11 protein-coding genes are annotated in these 14,983 nt (G+C 60.3%); 9 read left to right on the forward strand and 2 right to left on the reverse strand.

Features of this window, described 5'->3' with window-relative positions; all coding sequences use genetic code 11:
* Positions 1–5: 5 nt before the first annotated feature.
* A complete protein-coding gene (locus ABVT36_RS03365) occupies positions 6–467 on the reverse strand; it encodes an EVE domain-containing protein (RefSeq protein ID WP_368455445.1) in 462 nt (153 codons plus the stop codon).
* Between the two features lie 207 nt (positions 468–674).
* Between ABVT36_RS03365 and ABVT36_RS03370 the strand changes: the two genes are divergently transcribed.
* From ABVT36_RS03370 to pepB, 9 genes are all read left to right on the forward strand, one after another.
* Positions 675–1,763 carry a sensor histidine kinase gene (locus ABVT36_RS03370; RefSeq protein WP_368455260.1) on the forward strand — a complete coding sequence of 363 codons (1,089 nt, stop codon included), beginning with the start codon at positions 675–677 and terminating at the stop codon, positions 1,761–1,763.
* 3 nt (positions 1,764–1,766) lie between these two features.
* Positions 1,767–2,585, forward strand: a complete 819-nt coding sequence (locus ABVT36_RS03375; RefSeq protein ID WP_368455261.1) for a LytR/AlgR family response regulator transcription factor — start codon at positions 1,767–1,769, stop codon at positions 2,583–2,585.
* A 243-nt stretch (positions 2,586–2,828) separates the two neighbouring features.
* Positions 2,829–5,924 (forward strand): efflux RND transporter permease subunit, encoded by a 3,096-nt coding sequence (locus ABVT36_RS03380; protein WP_368455262.1) that lies wholly within the window; start codon positions 2,829–2,831, stop codon positions 5,922–5,924.
* Positions 5,921–7,045 (forward strand): efflux RND transporter periplasmic adaptor subunit, encoded by a 1,125-nt coding sequence (locus tag ABVT36_RS03385; protein WP_368455263.1) that lies wholly within the window; start codon positions 5,921–5,923, stop codon positions 7,043–7,045. The genes ABVT36_RS03380 and ABVT36_RS03385 overlap by 4 nt, the downstream gene beginning before the upstream one ends.
* Positions 7,046–7,128: 83 nt before the next feature.
* Entirely contained in the window at positions 7,129–7,764 is a 636-nt protein-coding gene (locus ABVT36_RS03390; RefSeq protein ID WP_368455264.1) for a DUF6515 family protein, read from the forward strand.
* 161 nt (positions 7,765–7,925) lie between these two features.
* The gene (locus ABVT36_RS03395) at positions 7,926–10,094 is read left to right on the forward strand and encodes a mechanosensitive ion channel family protein (protein WP_368455265.1); all 2,169 of its coding nucleotides are present in this window, start codon (positions 7,926–7,928) and stop codon (positions 10,092–10,094) included.
* 129 nt (positions 10,095–10,223) lie between these two features.
* The gene (locus ABVT36_RS03400; protein WP_368455266.1) at positions 10,224–11,135 is read left to right on the forward strand and encodes a rhomboid family intramembrane serine protease; all 912 of its coding nucleotides are present in this window, start codon (positions 10,224–10,226) and stop codon (positions 11,133–11,135) included.
* A 20-nt stretch (positions 11,136–11,155) separates the two neighbouring features.
* On the forward strand, positions 11,156–11,623 hold the full coding sequence (locus ABVT36_RS03405) for a cupin domain-containing protein (protein ID WP_368455267.1): 468 nt from the start codon (positions 11,156–11,158) through the stop codon (positions 11,621–11,623).
* A gap of 130 nt (positions 11,624–11,753) precedes the next feature.
* Positions 11,754–13,043 carry an aminopeptidase PepB gene (gene pepB, locus ABVT36_RS03410; protein WP_368455268.1) on the forward strand — a complete coding sequence of 430 codons (1,290 nt, stop codon included), beginning with the start codon at positions 11,754–11,756 and terminating at the stop codon, positions 13,041–13,043.
* A 266-nt stretch (positions 13,044–13,309) separates the two neighbouring features.
* Here pepB and ABVT36_RS03415 read toward each other — a convergent pair whose 3' ends face one another.
* Complete coding sequence (locus tag ABVT36_RS03415) at positions 13,310–14,713, reverse strand: energy transducer TonB (RefSeq protein WP_368455269.1); 1,404 nt, start codon at positions 14,711–14,713, stop codon at positions 13,310–13,312.
* Between the last annotated feature and the right edge of the window lie 270 nt (positions 14,714–14,983).

Below are 14,983 nucleotides of genomic sequence, written 5' to 3' on the forward strand. Positions count from 1 at the left end.
GGCGGCTAGTGACCGCCCAGGTCCAGAATTCTCTGCCATTCCCGCGCCGTCACCGGTTGAACAGACAGCCGCCCCTGCCGCACCAGCACCATCTCCGCCAGCTCCGGATCCCGCTTGATTGCGGCCAGCGGCACCGGCCGGGCGAACTGGCTGCCCCAGCGGATGTCCACACAGTACCAGCGCGGTTTGGCCGCGGAAGACCTGGGATCGAAGTATTTGCTGCCCGGGTCGAACTGGGCCGGGTCCGCATAGGCGGCCCGCACCACCTCCGCCGTACCCACCACCGCGGGCACCCGGCAGGCGCTGTGGTAGAAGAGCACCCCGTCCCCCACCTGTACCTGATCGCGCAGGAAGTTGCGCGCCTGATAATTCCGAATACCATCCCAGCGCCCCGTCCTGCCGGGCTCCGCCGCCAGATCGGTGATTCCGTACACGTCCGGTTCCGATTTAAACAGCCAGTAGTTCATCCACATCCTCGATCCACAGTCCCCCCACCGGGTTCCTTAACCCCTTGCCGGGTCAATAGTGCCGCACCGACACACGCCAATGCGGCAACCTGTGACAATGCTGCGCCCGGTGGCATTCCGCCATTGCCCCGGCCCATTTAGTATGAAGGCTTGTAGAAGTGTCAACTCGCTACCCGCGGCGGCGGTTAGCGGCAACTGTGGGGCTTTATGGGCAACAGAGCAATTGAATGGCTGTGGCAGCGGCTGGGTTCACACCGGTGGCGCTACTGGGCACTGCAGCTTTCCGGCTGGGGCGGCTATACCCTCCTGACCTTCGTGGGCAGCTTCTTCTGGGTGAAAAACCACTGGCTCCACACCGGCTATATTGCCGCGGCCACCGCCTCGGGAATCGCCCTGTCCGAACTCATGCGTCGCGGCTTTCGCAAACTCTGGGACAAGGGACCCCTGGAGCGTTTGTTCGGCTCCTTCGGCGTTGTCATAGCGGCGGCGTTGGTGTGGGCGGCCTTCAAATGGGGGGGATCGGTGTGGCTCTACGGTATAAAGAACGACGAGCACCCGATGGTATTGGCGATCTACTGGTTCTCCTACTCGTTTCTGATCTTTTTGACCTGGGGCGCGCTCTACTATGGAATCAAATACTACGAGGCCTCCCTGACCCAGCAGGAAAGGACTCTGCGCGCCGAATCCATGGCACACCAGGCGCAGCTGAAAATGCTGCGCTACCAGCTCAATCCGCACTTCCTGTTCAATACCCTGAACGCCATTTCGACCCTGATCCTGGACCAGGATGGGCGCACCGCCAACACCATGGTCACACGCCTGTCGCAGTTTCTGCGCCACTCCCTGGACAATGACCCCATGCTGAAGGTGACCCTGGCGAAGGAAGTGGAGGCGCTGATGTTGTACCTGGACATTGAGAAGGTGCGCTTCGCCGACCGATTGCAGGTGGACATCGATCTGCAAGGGGATTCACCCCAGGCGCTGGTCCCGGGGCTGCTGCTACAGCCACTGGTGGAAAACGCGGTAAAATACGGCATTTCCCAGCGCGAAATGGGAGGAAAGATTACCATTGGCGCACGCACCTTTGCCGGCGAACTGTTACTGGAGGTCAGTGACAATGGCCCCGGGGTTGCGGAAGCGGAACTGGCGCAACTGGGCTCCGGCCGCGGCGTGGGCATACGCAATACCTGCGACCGACTGCGCTCGCTTTACGGAGTTGAACAAAAGGTCCGATTCCGCAACCAGCCGGCGGGCGGCCTGGCAGTACACATCAGAATTCCGTTCGAAAAGGAATAGCGCATGAGCGACAGCACGACAAAACTCTCCGCCGTCATAGTGGATGACGAACCGCTGGCCCGGCGGGGTCTGCGTTTACGCCTGGAAAAACTCCGCGATGTGGACATAGTGGCGGAATGCACCAACGGTCGCGAAGCGCGCGAGCGGATACTGGAACTGCAGCCGGATGTGGCCTTCATCGATATTCAGATGCCCGGTATCAGCGGTCTCGAACTGGTGCGCGACCTGCCCCCGGAACAGCTGCCGCAGATTGTGTTCGTCACCGCCTACGACCAGTATGCGGTGGAGGCGTTTGAGATCAACGCCGTGGACTATGTCCTAAAACCCATTGAAGAGGAGCGGCTGGCAGCGGCACTGGCGCGGGTGCGTGAAAAACGCGCCAGCGCGGATATCGCCAATCAGCGCGAGCAGCTGTTGGAAGCGGTGGCCGGCCTGACCAACGAATCGCCCCTGGAACTCGAGCAGCGACTTGCTGCCGGAGATCTCGGCGGCAGCCAGTATCCGGAAAAAATCGCCATCAAGGACGCCGGTAAAATCACCCTGGTACCAGCCCGGGAAATCGACTGGATAGACGCCGCCGGCGACTATATGTGCGTACATGCGGAAGGTGAAACTCACGTCATGCGCATTACCATGAAGGAGCTGGAACAACAGCTGGATCCCAAAGCCTTCCAGCGCATTCACCGCTCCACCATCGTCAACCTGGAGCGGGTGCGGGAAATCTGTGCCCATATCAACGGTGAATACTATCTGGTGCTCAACAATGGCGAGCGCCTGAAAATGAGCCGTAGTTACAAGAATAAAGTGCAGCACTTCCTGTAACTATTCACATCCGATAGATGATCCTTCATGGATTGGATTGTCGCCCTTAAAAAGCGGCGCAATTACGCAGAATTAATTGCTTCCCAACGGCTTGCGGCGGCACATCCCTGTACCGCATTAACCCGCGCCAAAATCCCATCCTGGAATTGGTCCGAAAAAACCGGCGACTGAACGCAAGGGTATTGCCCGGACCGGCCGAACAGCTAATCTGCCAGACAATAAAAACCAATATGGAATTGGGGTATGGCCCTCACTGCCACCGCACTGAAAAACCCCGCCGCCGCCGCCGTCGCGGTCGTCATGGCGGTTCTGCTGGGACTCTTTCTCGCCAGTCAGCTTCCGGTCCAGTTGTTTCCGGACATCGACAACCCGCGCATTACCATTCAGGCCGGCTGGCGCGCCGCTTCGCCGAAAGAAATCGAAGCGGAAATCGTCGAGCCGATCGAATCGGTTTTACAGGGCCTCACAGGTCTGGAGCAGATGCAGGTCAACGCCGGCCGCGGAGGCGCCTGGGTAAATCTGGAATTCGCCATGAGCACCGACATGGACAAGGTGCTGATCGATGTCATCAGCCGTATGGGCAGCCTGCCGCCCCTGCCCCGGGATGCGGAACCGCCCAGGGTGATGCTGGGGGGATGGGGCGGCGGCACCCCGGCCCTCACCTATTTCTTTCTGCAGCAACTGCCGGGCAATCCAAACAGCCTGAATGACTACACCGGCCTGATCGACGATGTCATCCGCCCAACGCTGGAAGCCGTGCCCGGAGTCGCCAGTGTCGAGGCGCAGAACGGTGCCTCCGCCCGCGAAGAGCTGCAGGTGGTTTTCGACCCCTGGAAAGCCGCCGAGCTGGGTATCCAGCTGCCTGCCGTCACCCGGCAGCTGGCCTCAGCGCGGGATGTTTCCGGCGGCTTTACCGATGTCGGAAGGCGACGCTACACACTGCGCTTCGCCGGCGAATACCATCCCGATGACCTGGCGCAGCTGGTGCTGGAATGGCGCGACGGCCGCCCGGTCCGCCTCGGCGACATTGCCGAAGTTCGCGTGGCGCCCTCCGACGCCAATGGTCTCGCCACGCAAAATGGCAATCCGGCGGTATCCCTGCGAATCAACCGCGCCAACGACGCCAACATGCTCGCCACCCTGGAGCGGGTAAAAGCTGAAGTGGAAGCGTTGAACCGGACAACCCTGGGGCCGGAACAGCTGACCCTGGTGCAGTCCTTCGACGCATCGGTATTCGTCTATCGGGCACTCAATCTACTGGGTGGCAACCTGATACTGGGCATTCTGCTGGCGGTGGGAATCCTGTGGTGGTTCGTGCGCCGCATGCGCGCCACCCTGATTGTCGCCGCGGCCATTCCTATCTCCCTGTGTGCCACTTTCGTGGTGCTCTCGGCGGCCGGGCGCAGCCTGAACGTCATCTCCCTGGCGGGGCTGGCGTTTGCCACCGGCATGGTGCTGGATGCGGCCATAGTGGTGCTGGAAAACATACTGCGCTTGCGCGAGAGCGGCCGCCGGCCGGAAGACGCCAGTCTCGAGGGCGCCCGTCAGGTTTGGGGTGCACTGCTGGCCAGCACCGCCACCACTGTGGCGATTTTCCTCCCGGTATTTTTCCTCGACAGTGTGGAGGGGCAGGTATTCGGCGACCTGGCGCTGACCATCGCCGTGGCTGTCGTATTCTCACTGCTGGTGGCGGTGGCAGTGGTGCCGGTGGCCGCCAGGTTGTGGTTGCCGGACCTCTCCAGCCGCGACCGCCTGGCACCCGCCTGGGGAAAACTCACCGGGGGGGTCATGCGCCTGACCCGCACATCCGGGCGCCGCTGGCGCGTGATCTGCACACTGCTGCTGTTGCCCGTAGGGGCCAGTTACCTGCTGCTGCCCAAGCTCGACTATCTGCCGCCGGTAAAACGCGACGCCGTGGACGTGTGGCTGAATTTTCCCGCCGCCACCAACACCGGCACTATTTCGCGGGAGATAATCGCCGAGCTGGACCACCGCATGGGGCCCTACATGCGGGGCGAGCGGGAACCGGCACTGAAAAACTACTATATCCTCGCCTGGCCCAATGGCGGCACCATGGGCGTGCGGGTCAAGGACATGGACCAGGCCGGGGAAATGGAGCGTATTCTGCGCGAGGAAGTGCTGGTGGATATCCCGGACCTGCGGGGCTTCGCCGCGCGCGGCAACCTGTTCGGCCAGTTCGGCGGCGACCGCCAGATCACTTTGCACCTGCAGTCCCGTGACGCCGACGGACTGATGCAGGCGGCGGCGCGCGGGGTCGAGGTCATCGAGGAAGTGATGCCCGGGGTACCGGTGCAGCCGAATCCGGGACTTGCTCTGTCGGAGCCGGAACTCACGGTACACCCCCACGACCGCGCCATGCACGAGCAGGGCTGGAACCGCCAGGATCTGGGCGGGCTGATCCGCGCCCTCGGCAACGGTCTCTATGTGGGCGAATACTTCAACGGCGAAAAACGTCTCGACGTCATCTTCAAAGCCCGCCAGTGGAATACCCCGGAGCAATTGCAGAATACCCCACTGGCAACCCCCAGCGGCGAGGTAGTGCCCCTCAACCAGCTGGCCCGCATAGAGCGCAACGTCGGCCCCGGCAGTCTGCGCCGGGTGGATGGGCGCCGCACCATCACACTGAATATAGTGCCGCCAGACAACGTCTCCCTGGAGGAAGTGCGGGCGCAAATCGATACCGAAATACTGCCCCAGATAGAGGCGGTGATGCCCGCCGACGGCAACATCCTGGTGGGCGGCAATGCCAGCGACCTGGACCAGGCACTGCGCGCCCTGGCGCAGAACTTTGTCCTCGCACTGGTTATCCTGTTCCTGCTGTTGAGCGGCCTGTTCCGCTCATTGCGGGACGCGGGGCTGGTACTGCTCACAGTGCCACTGGCGACTGTGGGCGGGGTGCTGGCCCTGCGGCTGCTGAACCTGATCGGCTTTCAGCCCCTGGATCTCCTCACCATGATCGGCTTCGTTATTCTGCTGGGACTGGTGGTGAACAACGCCATACTGCTGGTTCACCAGACCCGCACCGCCGAGCGGGAAGGGGCGACGCGCACAGCGGCGGTGGAACAGGCTCTGCGTCTGCGCCTGCGGCCCATCTTTATGAGCACCCTCACCAGCGTGTTCGGCATGCTGCCACTACTGCTCGCACCGGGTGAAGGCAGCGTCATCTACCGCGGCATGGCCGCAGTGATCGTCGGCGGCATGGCCGTCAGCACCTTCTTCACCCTGATTCTACTGCCGGCCCTGTTGCAGACCGACGGTTTCTCCCTGCCGAGGTTTGCGGGCTGGCGCGGCCGGACGGCCATAAGGAATACACCATGAAAAAGACGATACCGGCCTGGGCGCTCCTCCTGTTCGCGAGTGCAGCCATGCCGGCCCTGGCCCAACCCGGGCCGGCCGCCGTGGCTGTGGACAGCGCCGAGGTGCGAAACATAGCCCCGAGCCAGTGGTCGCCGGGCCGGGTGGTCAGCCGCAGGGACATCAGAATCGCCGCCGAACTGGAAGGTGCGCTGGAGTTTGTCGCCGAGCCCGGCAGCATCATCAAAAAGGGGGAGCGCCTGGCACAGCTGGACGCCACCCGCTGGCGCCTGCAATTGCGCAGCGCCGAGAGCCGCATACGCCAGCTGCAGGCGCGCCTCACCTACCTGGATACCCAGTTGGAGCGCCTGCGCAAGCTCAGCGAAACCAACAGTACCTCCCGCGCGGCACTGGATGAACAGCAGGCGGAACGCGAGGCCATGGCGGAAGATCTGCAGACGGCGCGGATTGAGCGCGACCGCATCGCCTATGAGCTGGCCAAGGCCGACATCCGCGCGCCCTTCGACGCATTGGTAGTGAGCCGCGAGCGCCAGGCCGGCGAGTATGTGCGTTCCGGCGAGCAGCTGCTGCGGGCGTTGGATATGTCGCAGCTGGAGGTGGAGGCGGACATTCCCATTGTCTCCCTGCCGCTGCTGCAAAGCGGGGATTTGATTACCTTGCGCAGCGATGCAGTTTCACAGCCGGAGACCGACAGTCTTCCCGGACAGGGACTTTTGCAGGGGCGGGTACGCCAGTCGGTGCCGGTGACCAACGACAATTCACGCCGCGTGAAACTGATGGTAAGCCTGCCGCAGCAGTCCGGCTGGATAGTGGGTATGCCGGTTCAGGTGGCAGTGCCCGTCGCCCCCAGCCAGCAGAGGGTCGCAGTGCCGCGGGACGCGCTGGTACTGCGCGAGGGCAGCGCCTTTGTATTCCGCGTATCCGATGACGCCACCGCCGAACGGCTGGCGGTGCAAACCGGCAATGGGGATGGCGACTGGATCGGGGTCAGCGGCGGCATCCTGGCCGGAGACAAAGTCATAGTGCGGGGTGCCGAGCGGCTGCAACCGGGGCAAAAGGTCAAGGTACTGCCGGAAGTCGCCGGGCGCGAAACCGCGGATACCGAACCCCAGTCCACTCTGTAACCCCACTGGGCCGCCCCCGGCTGGGTGGCCTATAGGTCACCGACTACACTTTGGACAATCCGGTGGTTGTGGGATTGTCTGTTATGGGACTGATCTCTGTATTGGTTGTCACCGCCGCCCTGGGGGCGGTTTTCCATACAGACAGGGGCAGGGCACAGGATCTTTTGCCTGTGCTGCCAGGTGACGCGGTAACACTCAGCCACCAGGGACAAACCTATTATTTTTCCAACGGCTATTTTTATCGCAGGGAACAGCGGTACTTTGTGCCCGTAGAAGCGCCGCTGGGAGCGACAGTTCCGCGACTACCATCCCAGGGCACCTTCTTTTCCATCGACGGCAAACACTATTTTCTCTCCGGTACCGGGACCTTCTTTCTCTACAGCGCCACCCACAGAACCTATACCGTGGCCAGCCCCCCCTATAACTGGCGCAATTACTACCGGGATCCGTTGGCGCCGGAAATTACCGTCTATCCACGCGCCTTCCCCCCCATCCAAACCCGCTCCGATACCGGGGACAGAGACAGCGAAACACTGCGGGCGCCCTATTGGGAAGACCGTGTGGATCGGGAAAGCTATTGCCGCTTTATCGCCACCGATGCCGGTCGCCGCAGGCACACTGCCAATCGGGAAGACCGACGCCGGTTTGACCCGGGCAGAAGCAACCGGCTGGTCTATCAGCGCTGCCTGCGCCAGTACCGGCGCGACCACAACAACTGACGCCAACCCCCGAACAGGCACAGCGGTCACGGGCAGTCCGGCGCCTCGGCTACACTTTTACCAGGGCTGTACCTTGCAGCCATTAACCCGGCAACTCCATAAACTGCCGGGGCAATTTATGCCGAATGTCGGCTCAACAGTGCCAGGGAAACAGGCCGGCTATGGTGGGCACCAGCCATCTCTTCTCTCCCCCCCCCGCACAACGGTGGCGCCGCCTGCTCCGTCGCTGCGCTTTTGCGTGGCTTGGATTCACCTTCACCCTGTTCAGCACCCTCGCCATAGCGCAGCTGCCGGGCCTGGACAAGCCAACACAGTTTCAGCCGGAGGTGCCCGACTTCAGCGCGCCCGCCGCCGACTGGTGGACCCAGTGGCCGGAGCTGTCTCTGCAGGAGCGACAGCAGTGGCTCCAGGCACTGGAGGAGGGCTGGCGCGAGTGGAGTAAGCGGTTACCCCCCTCTGCACCCCTGCAGGAGCTGGCGCAGGAGATCGACAACAGCTTTACCAACATTCAGGCCACCTGGGACAAAGCCCAGGAATATCAGCAAATAGCCCTGCTGCCGGGCATCGAGTTTCCGGAAAATCCCAATGTGGACCAGTGGGCGCAAGCCGACGCAATTCTGGCGCGGGCACGCAAACGCTCGCTCAGTGTAAAGCTGGAGACCCGCAAACTGGACCAGGCTACCAAGCAGTCACTGGGCAAGCTGCGCCAACAGGTCACTGTGTTCCGCGGAGTGGGTGACGACGAGGGAGAGGCCATGGTCGCCGGCCTGACACTCTTCCTGGCGGAGATGCAACACCTGAACACCATCGAGCGCCTTGCCGTCACCACCCAACAGCTGGAGGCGTGGCAGGAGGAAATCGAGCTGGCCAATGTACAGTTGACGCGCATGCTGGCGGAACTGACTTTCAGCGCCGCCAGCGGCGATCGGCTGGAGAGGGAGATCGAAACCCGGGACGGGGAAATCGGCACATTGGTGGAGCGGCGCAACAAGTTGCAGAGCGCCGTACTCCTATCCAGCGACTCGGCGGCGGCGGCGGAAAATGAATTGGCGGCGCTGGAGCTGGAGGTACAGGAGACCGAACTGCGGCTGGAAAAACGCAAACGGGAGATACTCCTGTCTATCAATTCGGCCCTGGATCCCGAGACCGGGGACCAATCACTGGTGCCAATTCGCGACCTGGTGGCAGCGGCCCGTACAGTGGTGGACCAAACCCTGCGGGAGCTGAACCTGCGCCAGCGCCAGATCGCCAGCTGGGCCAGCGAAGAACCCCGGGCCATGAGTCGCTGGTGGGAGTATTTTGAAAAGGTGAGCGGCGGCATCGCCCGTATCGACGACCTGATAAAAGATCTGGAGCGGTACCAAACCGCGCAGCTCGCGGTATTCAAACAGCGCAAAGGGTGGTGGGCAACGGTTCGGGAGCGGGCCGCATACTTTTCCAATGTCGCCTATTCGCGCTGGCGCCGCCTGGCGGATTATCAGTTGTTTACGATTTCGCAGACCCCCATCACCCTGCGGGTGGTGGCAAGAATCCTGTTTGTGCTGATCTCCGCCTGGCTGCTTTCCAACCTGATCCGCCGCTTCCTCAACCGTCTGGTGCGCAGGAAAAAAGCTGCCGAATCCTCCATGTACAATCTGGGGCGGGTACTCCACTACAGCATCATCGCCATAGCCCTGCTGGTCGCGCTTATCATGCTGGGGCTGGACACCTCCAAGCTGGCGCTGGTGGCAGGGGCCCTGTCGGTGGGCATCGGCTTCGGCCTGCAGGCGATCTTTTCCAATTTCATTTCCGGGCTGATCCTGCTGTTTGAACAACCCCTGCGGGTAGGGGATCTGGTGGAGCTGGAATCGGGCGTCTTCGGCCGTATCCGCGACATCAATGTCCGCTCGACCCGCATCACCACCCGCGACAACATCGACATTCTGGTGCCCAACTCAGAACTGGTGGCCAATCAGGTCATCAACCACACCCTCGATGATCCGGTGCGGCGCATCCATGTACCCTTCGGGGTCGGCTATGATTCCGACCCAGACCTAGTGCGGGAGGCCGCCATCCAGGCCGCCGAGCGGGTGCCCATCACCCACACCGACTGGCGTCGCAAAACCGAAGTCTGGCTGATGGAGTTTGGCGACAGCGCCCTCAACTTCGAGCTGGTGGTGTGGATCAACAGCAACATGGTCTCCCCCCTGGGTGATCCGCGGGCACTCTACAACCTGGAGCTGCTGCGGGCATTCGGTGAGCACGGCATCGAAGTGCCCTTCCCCCAACGGGATCTCCACTTGCGCAGCTGGGACACGCCCCTGGTGGTGACCCGCCAGGTAAAGAAATAGCCAATCCCCCGCAATCACCATCGCCCGCGCGGCGGACCCCAGCACCAGGGGGGCGGTTTGTTTCGCCAGCCCCCGGCCTGTATTCTGGTGCCCAGACCTTTCACTCACTGCCCCGGGACACCGCAGCCTGTGCTGACCACCCCCGCCCACAACAGGTCCGGCCGGCCCGGGCTGCCGCTCATATGCGTTGCTCTCATCGCGTTGAACCTGCTGGTTTTCGTCTTCTACCAGAGCGGTGACGAAAAGCGCTGGCAGAAGGCCGAGGACTATTACTTTTCCAGCGAACTGCCCCTGCTGGAGGAACAGTGGTTTCTGATCTACGTCAACGAGAGACACCCGGAGTGGCGCTCTCAGCTGGACGCCCAGGGGCAGGACTTCGTCTACCGGGAGTTGATGGCCAACCGCGAATTCCACCGCTGGCTGCTGCCCCAGTTACAGGCCGGGGGAGAGGCGGAGTGGCTGGACGCCCGGCGTGAGTTCGCCACCCTGCGCGACAGGCTCAGCAGCTTTGCCCTCGGGCTGGTGCCGTCCGACCCCGGAATTTCCCCCTGGCTCGCGCATATGTTCCTGCATGGGAGCTGGGATCACCTGATCGGCAATATGATCTTCCTGCTTTTGTTTGGCCTGTCGGTGGAACTGGCCCTCGGACACCTGAGATTTCTGGCCCTGTACCTGTTCGGCGGTCTCGCCGCTGCCGGCCTGCACCTGGTGGCCGACGCCGGCAGCCCCATGCCTATGGTCGGCGCATCCGGAGCCGTTTCCGCAGTCATGGGCGCATGCGTAGCCATTTACGGCTTGGCCCGGCTGCACGCATTGGGCAGGAGCGGCTCTTTGCTGGGAAAATTCAGCGCACCCGCGCTGCTGATACTGCCACTGTGGCTGGCCAAGGAACTGCTCGGCTACTTCTATGGCGACGCCGGCGTCGCCTACTGGGCACACGCCGGCGGCCTGCTGGCGGGTTTTGTCCTGGCGCTGCTGATGCTCTACCGGCGCCCACCGGCGGGGGCCACAGAGGCAACAGCAGATCCGTCGACAATATAAGCGACAACGGAGCGGGGAACATGAGTGAATACATCCTGAAAAAAGCGCAGATTGTGGCAATGGAAGGCGAGCACAAGGTGCACTTCCTCAACCCCAACGCCGTGCGTCGCAATAAATCCCTGGGCGATCTCACCGGAATATCCGGTTTTGGGTTCCATATCATCGAACTGGAACCGGGACGGGAATCCACCGAATATCACTGCCACCGGTTTGAAGATGAATGCGTATACATTCTTCAGGGAGAGGCCCAAGTCCAGATCGGCGAGGAGATCCACACAGTGACCGCCGGGGACTTTATCGGCTATCCCGCAGGCGGTCCGCCCCACACCATGCGCAATACGGGCAGAGAACTTCTGCGGTGTATCGTGGTGGGCCAGCGCCTGGATCACGACGTAGCCGACTACCCCAACAAAAACAAACGAATCTACCGCAACCGGGGCCTGCCCTGGGAGCTGGTCAATCACAGCGATATAGCCCACCCCAAATAGTGGCCGGTCGGCGTGCATTGACCAGCCCAGATCCCGGTCAACCATATCCTCCGCAGCCGGAAGCTTGGACGGGATACACCACTTTGGGTTAATTTCACCGCCCGACAACTGACCGACAACAGGAAACCCTATGACCGACACTATGCAGGTTCAACTGGTACAAACCCCGGCGCCGGAGATTTGGGGCCAAAACGCGCTGCTGAGTTTTTCCGCCCAGGGCGCCACTGTGCACGCCAGCGAAGCGACCGGCGGCGCTTCGGTCGCGGCGCAGCGCGCAGCGCGCCGCCTCGACGGCATGGGCGTGCCGGCGGTCAGTCTGAGCGGGGACGGCTGGGATATGGAGAGCCGCTGGGCATTCTGGTGTGGTTACTACAACCCCAGGCGCGACAACCAACTGGACTGGGGGAACGGGGACAGGGCCCAACTGGAGGAACTGCAGGCGCGGGAGCAGACCCTGCGCTGGGTGCGCGAAATCACCAACGGTTCCCCCGAAGAAGTGTCACCGCGGGTTCTGGCCGAAAGCGCCGCGTCTATGCTGCACAAGCTGGCCCCGGACCAGGTGCGCTATCAAATCATTGCCGGCGAGGAGCTGCAGCAGCAGGGCTTCGCCGGCATTTACCAGGTGGGGCGCGGCAGTGAACGCGAGCCGGCCATGTTGCAACTGGATTACAACCCCGGGGACGACGACAGTGCACCGGTGGACTTCTGCCTGGTGGGCAAAGGCATCACCTTCGACTCCGGCGGCTACAGCATCAAGCCTTCGGACAATATGGCCACCATGAAATCCGATATGGGTGGCGCCGCCATGGTCAGCGGGGGCCTTGCGCTCGCCATAGCCCGCGGGCTCCGCAAGCGGGTGAAGCTGTACCTGTGCTGCGCGGAGAATCTGGTCTCCGGCCACGCCTTCAAGCTGGGGGACATCATCCACTACAAGAATGGCGTAACCGCGGAAGTACTCAATACCGACGCGGAGGGCCGGCTGGTGCTGGCGGACGGCCTGATCGCCGCCTCGGCGGAGGAGCCGCGCTGGATTCTCGACGCCGCCACCCTTACCGGCGCCGCCAAAATCGCCGTGGGGCGGGATTACAATTGCGTGCTGAGCCTGGAGGACGACTCGGCCCGGCGGATACTGGATGCCGCCGCCCATGAACATGAAAAAACCTGGCGCCTGCCCCTGGAAAAATTCCACCTGGAGCAGATCCCTTCGGGCTTTGCGGACATCGCCAATGTGGGTGCCCCGGGCAGCCCGGGAGCCACCACCGCAGCGGCCTTCCTGGCGCGGTTTGTGCGCGACCAGGGTCGGGGCTGGGCGCACCTGGACCTGTCCGGCTCCTACCAGCCCAGCGCAACCGATCTCTGGGCCCAGGGCGCCAAGGGGCAGGGCGTGCGCACCATCGCCCGTTTTCTGCAGGACAACTGACCCCACTGGGGGAGGTCGCCAACAGCATCAACCCGGTAATCCAATTGACGACCCCTCATCGATTGGATTATCGCCCTTGAGAAGCTGCGCAATTAGGTGCAATAGCTGGCTTTTCAGGGGTTTGCACAGACTTCCGCCCGGCGGTAGTACATCCTTGTATTACCTTCATCCGGCAACTTATTGAGTTGTCGGATTTCAATGGCACTCTCGGGGAAGGTTTGAACACTCCAGGCGCCCTGAATGCCTGTTCAATCAATTTTTGGAATTCAATAGTAGGATCCCCTAAAGGGCACATTCTGGCGATATCCGTCCAGGCGTTCCGATATCAGCGGAATACTCCAACCGAGACTGCTGGCAAGTTTTTGTGCTTTCTTCTGCCATTTGATGGCCGCTTTAAAGTTACCAGATTCCGCGTAAGCCGCCGCCCTGGTTTCCATGATTCTCACTTCATCAAAATAATTATCGGCCTTGGATTCAAGCAACCTCAGGGCCTCCTCTCCATTTCTGAGTTCACTGAAATTGGAAGTTGAGAGTTCCCAGGCCAACAATAACCTTGCTGTAAAGTTATTGGACTGCACAGAATTCCTCAGCCAAGCAATGGCAGCGCGTGATTTTGCAGGCAAATTATCCTGCTCAGAAAGTGCAGACTGGGCCAGGGTATTTTGCGCTGGCGAGTAACCACCGATAGCCGCCGCATTAATCCATTTATAGCCATTAACAACATCTACCTCACACCCTCTACCTGCAAGCATATTGCGCCCAATTTCATACTGGGCATTGGGAAGGCCACTTTTGGCGGACTTAGTGAACCAAGCGTTAGCAGTTTTATACTGCAGATCAACTTTTTCCAAGTAACGTTTAAAATATCGGAAGGTGTTAAGACGAGAACCATAGATATATTGGGCCACTGCATCGCCACTATCCGCAGCCGCTGCAAGTTCATTTAACTCCTTAGTAAGCTGCTTGGTTCTGACTTTAACGCTAGCCCCCTCTAGCTTATAGGTGTATATAGTTCTATGGTTATAAATCGGCTTTCCATCCGCTGGTCGTTTATATAAATCGCGCTTAATGGCTTTTACGCTTGCTTTTGTGAAGTCTTTACTTGTGGATCTGGTTGCAATAATATCGCGGGGGTAGCCTTCAGGAGAAATGGTAAATTCCATATGAACGAGCCCCATTCGACCAGAGCTGAGCTCAGATGAAGGATATCGTGGTGTAGTTTTTTTGATAGGAGTGGTTTCCGGGACACAATCTGCATCACTTAGGGGTTTGGGAAAGATATTATTTTCAATCTCGGAAACATTATAGATAGTATTTAATTCGACAAATAATTGCTCAGCCTCAATTCTCTGAGCTTCATCAAACTTTGCAAATATAGATTTGGCAACATGCGAAAAATTTTCGTCACCAACTCCATCGTTCGCGATTCGCATCAGAACATAGGCTTTAACCGGATTTTTTACCACAGATTCCCCGCGGTAATACATAACACCAAGGTTAAATAAAGAGGATCTGTCTCCAATAGCAGCAAGTGCTTCGAAGGCTGTTTTTGCCTCATAAAATTTCCCAGTATTATATATCTCCATGGCTTTATCAAAGTTGGCATGAAGTAAAGGCGAGAAAAATAAAATTTTCAGCAGTAGTATAAAATAAATAAGTGGCTTAAACATCTAACAAAAACTCCCCCTTATTTTGATTACAGCTTCTTTAACCAATGCGCTGAAGTGAAATTTAATCTTGAAGTAATCCTTATACAGGTAGCGTTTCAAATACTCGCCCACGGAGTGGATCGCCACCTTGATAATAGCCTCATATTCAGCCAACTCCATGAATAGCTTTGCGGACCAAAAGTACAAAACTTTTTTCACCTGACCCGCGCTTTTTCTGGACGCAACTCCTTTAACAGGCTCCGCTCCCACTGAATGAGTTCACCCGCATAT

The organism is Microbulbifer sp. TYP-18, from assembly GCF_040932045.1.
Classification (GTDB): domain Bacteria; phylum Pseudomonadota; class Gammaproteobacteria; order Pseudomonadales; family Cellvibrionaceae; genus Microbulbifer.

Coding starts and splice junctions, on each gene's coding strand:
- ABVT36_RS03390 (WP_368455264.1), top strand. CDS start 7,129: ATGGGACTGATCTCTGTATTGGTTGTCACCGCCGCCCTGGGGGCGGTT.
- ABVT36_RS03405 (WP_368455267.1), top strand. CDS start 11,156: ATGAGTGAATACATCCTGAAAAAAGCGCAGATTGTGGCAATGGAAGGC.
- ABVT36_RS03375 (WP_368455261.1), top strand. CDS start 1,767: ATGAGCGACAGCACGACAAAACTCTCCGCCGTCATAGTGGATGACGAA.
- pepB (WP_368455268.1), top strand. CDS start 11,754: ATGACCGACACTATGCAGGTTCAACTGGTACAAACCCCGGCGCCGGAG.
- ABVT36_RS03370 (WP_368455260.1), top strand. CDS start 675: ATGGGCAACAGAGCAATTGAATGGCTGTGGCAGCGGCTGGGTTCACAC.
- ABVT36_RS03415 (WP_368455269.1), bottom strand. CDS start 14,713: ATGTTTAAGCCACTTATTTATTTTATACTACTGCTGAAAATTTTATTT.
- ABVT36_RS03395 (WP_368455265.1), top strand. CDS start 7,926: ATGGTGGGCACCAGCCATCTCTTCTCTCCCCCCCCCGCACAACGGTGG.
- ABVT36_RS03365 (WP_368455445.1), bottom strand. CDS start 467: ATGAACTACTGGCTGTTTAAATCGGAACCGGACGTGTACGGAATCACC.
- ABVT36_RS03380 (WP_368455262.1), top strand. CDS start 2,829: ATGGCCCTCACTGCCACCGCACTGAAAAACCCCGCCGCCGCCGCCGTC.
- ABVT36_RS03385 (WP_368455263.1), top strand. CDS start 5,921: ATGAAAAAGACGATACCGGCCTGGGCGCTCCTCCTGTTCGCGAGTGCA.